Source organism: Streptomyces sp. NPDC001219 (assembly GCF_053597915.1).
Map to the genome: position 1 here is coordinate 1 of NZ_JBSFJF010000151.1, position 3,239 is coordinate 3,239.

At 70.4% G+C, this 3,239-nt stretch carries 2 protein-coding genes; one reads left to right on the plus strand and one right to left on the minus strand.

Going from position 1 to position 3,239, the window contains the following annotated elements; all coding sequences use genetic code 11:
- Positions 1-351 precede the first annotated feature (351 nt).
- On the minus strand, positions 352-2,256 hold the full coding sequence (locus ACWC9R_RS36965) for a copper resistance CopC/CopD family protein (RefSeq protein ID WP_450738260.1): 1,905 nt from the start codon (positions 2,254-2,256) through the stop codon (positions 352-354).
- A gap of 423 nt (positions 2,257-2,679) precedes the next feature.
- Between ACWC9R_RS36965 and ACWC9R_RS36970 the strand changes: the two genes are divergently transcribed.
- The gene (locus ACWC9R_RS36970) at positions 2,680-3,150 is read left to right on the plus strand and encodes a pyridoxamine 5'-phosphate oxidase family protein (RefSeq protein ID WP_450738262.1); all 471 of its coding nucleotides are present in this window, start codon (positions 2,680-2,682) and stop codon (positions 3,148-3,150) included.
- Positions 3,151-3,239 lie beyond the last annotated feature (89 nt).

The window sequence follows — 3,239 nt, forward strand, 5'->3', positions numbered from 1 at the left end:
GAGCTGGGCCGCCCCCGCGGGGGGGGGCGCCCCCCCCCCCCCCCCGGCCCCCCCCGTGCGCCGCAGGCCATGTGCCTGCGGCGCAGGGCGTCCGGCGGGACGCCATCGCCGCGGTCGGAGGCGCGGTGAGCGGCGCTAGGTCATCGCACACCCCCGAACCGGAGTCCCGCTCGTCGTACCTCGCCGCGACTCGTGATCTCCCGAGCGGTGTCGTCCCAACGACGACCTGCGCGCGACGAGTTCACTGCCCACCAGGGGAGCACGATCACCCCAGAGGAACGACGCGGGGGGCCAGGCTGCCCGGCATGGGCCCGAACACCGACCGGCTCCTCGACGGCAGAACGCACCGCCTCACCTGATGTCCAGCACCGCCGTCTTGGTGTCCTGCTCGATGTCGTTGGTGCGTACGGTGACGGCCAGTTTCCACTTTCCGGGCATGGGGATGTCGAAGTCCTCCGCAGCCCAGTAGCCGCCGGTCTTCTTCATCTTCACGCGGAGGGGGCCGATGCCCTTTCCGGGGAGTGTGAGGGTCACCTTGAGTTCCGGCACGACGGCCACACCGCCGTCGGGCGTACGCACCAGGGCGTTCAACGCGTTCGTGCCGGTGGTGCCGGGCTCCACCGTGACGGCGGCCTTTCCCTTGCCCCGGCCTTTCGGGGCGCCGGTGTCGAAGGGGACGTTGACATACGTCGCTGCCTGCTGATTCGCGACCGAGGGGGTTACCGGTGCGGCTGCCGGCCGGCTGTCGTTGCGTGCGGGCTCGGTGCCGGTGAGCAGCGTGGTGAGGGCCAGGACGATCCCGGCGACGGCTGCCTCCACCACAACGGAACGGCGCAGGGCGCGGAGGGAGGGCGAAGCGGCGTCGTGTGGCGCGGTGTCTGCGTGTGGCGCGGTGTCTGCGGCGAGGGAGAGGAGTGCGGGCGCCCGGCCTCCTGAAGTGCCGGCGTCCTCTCCGGCCGATGCGGCCTCTGCCGAGGCGACCCTTGCCGAAGCACCCGCCGAGGGGACCGCGACCAGGTGGACTTCCGGTGCCCGGTCCCGCTCGATGTCGGCTCGTGCGGTGAGAGGACGCAGCCTCCGCGTCCACCGGCGGGAGACTCCGGCCGCGAGCAGCATGAGCAGGACGGCGCCCAGTTTGGCGAGCAACACCTTCCCGTACAGGGTGGAGCCGAGGGCCTGCCACGAACCGACCTGCCGCCAGGACTGGTAGAGGCCCGTGAGGACGATGGCGACGACCGCCAGGAAGGCCAGACGTGAGAAGCGCGCGGCGACGGCGTCCATGCCGTCGTCTTCGGCGCCGGCCCGCTTCAGCGCGACGAGCAGCGCGGCCAGCCCACCCAGCCACACGGCCATGGCCCCGGAGTGCACCACGGACATCGGCACGGCCAAAGCCACCTGTGGTCCCACCGAGGCGTGCTCCGCCAGCGACCAGGTGCCGGCCACCGCGGCGGCGATGACAGTACCGAGGGCGAGGCAGGCTCGCCGCGGTCCGCCGACGAGATCGCCGCTCAGACGCTGCCCGAGGAAGTTCCACAACAGCCAGATGCCGAGCAGCAGCGCCACCCGTGCCATCAGGAACTGCCCGGGGTCGCTGACCAGGGTGTTGCGGAGGGCCGTCACATCGAACGCACCGCCCGGACCGCTTCCGGCCTCGTACGGTGCCCGCAACAGCAGTTGGGTGGCCGTGGACGCCAACAGCAGCCACCAGCCCGCACCCATGAGCCGGCGCAGCGGCCGCAGGCGCATGCCCCGTGGGAGACACAGGACGGCGAAGGCGGCAACCCCCACCATCAGCGTGTACCCCGCATAGGTCGTACCGCGGGCCACGCCGTACAGCGCACCCGTCACTTCACTCGCCGGAGATTCCGTCGGCAGTGCGACCCGGGAGGATGACGCCTTTCCTATGGAGAAGGCGAACGCCCCGGAGATCGGATGGCTGTCCGCCGACACCGCTCGCCACGACACCGTGTAGGTGCCCTTGCCCAAGCCCCCGGGCAGTGCCGCACGAATCGTGGCACGGTCGTCCGGGGCCCAGCCCGCCTCACCGAGGTTCACCCGCTTGCCGTCCGGTGCGAAGACGCGGAGCGGCTGATCGGGCAGGGACATCGTCTCGCTGAAGGTGATCGCGACCATCTTTGGTGGGGTCTTGAGGACCGAACCCTCAGCCGGAGCGGTACTGGACACCTTGGCGTGCGCGGACGCCGTACCGGCGCCGCCCAGCACCAGCCCCCACGTGGAGGCCAGAAGAAGCAGCACGGCCAGTATCCCGCGGCATGAGCGACTGCGCCGCGGTGTGCCAGTAGGCATGAGAGCTCTCCATACACTCGGTCGTCATCCACTGGCCGGCCTGGTCAACACCCGCCCACGTCTGCGTCGGCGCGGTGCTGAACGGGTGTTGCCCGGCGGCTCAGGGCCCGCCTCCGCACCGGCCTGCCGCGCCACATGCGGGAGGCCCGGACGCAGACGACCCTCATCACCTCATGAACACGCGCCTCGGCGACGCTCTTTGGCACCTTCTGACATAGGCCGCACCCCACTCTTGCGCCTCTGCCAACCACACTGTTAAAGACGGGAGAAGCGTGTGCCGCAGGGCGCACCCAGGACGAGGACGCCCCTCCGCCTCGCGCCCTAGTTCCGCCGCCGGATGTGTGTGAGCGCCGCACCTCATAGCCTCGCAACATGGCATCAGTTGACACTCACCCCAGCGGTCCCCGGAGCCCGGAGCAGCGCAAGCGCGAGGCGCTGGCACGTCTCGTGCGGGACAACGACGTATGGGTCGCCACGGCCGACGGCACCGGCGAGCCGTGCCTCGTTCCGCTCGCTTTCTGGTGGGATGGCGAGGCGGTGTGGCTGTCCACCCGCGACACCAACCCGACCGGGCGAAACCTGTGCGCCTCGGGCCGGGTTCGGCTCTCCTTCGGCCATACCCGGGACGTGGTCCTGGTCCACGGCACCGCACGCATGCTGACCCGCCAAGAGCTTCCGGCCGAGGTGGGCGACGCCTTTGCCGCCAAGGACGGCTGGGACCCTCGTGAGGACCACACGTCGTACGTCTTCTTCCAGGTCATCCCGAAGGTGCTGCAGGCGTGGGGAACGGTTCCCGAGATGGCCGGACGGACCCTGATGCGCGACGGGGAGTGGCTGGTCTAGTGACCTGAGTCAGAGATTCGGTGGCAGTAGGCCGCGACTTTGTCGAGGATCTCGTCGGCGGTCTTGGTCCAGATGAATGGTCTGGGGTG

What these genes read in the sequence shown, in the direction of transcription:
- ACWC9R_RS36970 (WP_450738262.1), top strand. Translation starts at nt 2,680, where the DNA reads ATGGCATCAGTTGACACTCACCCCAGCGGTCCCCGGAGCCCGGAGCAG.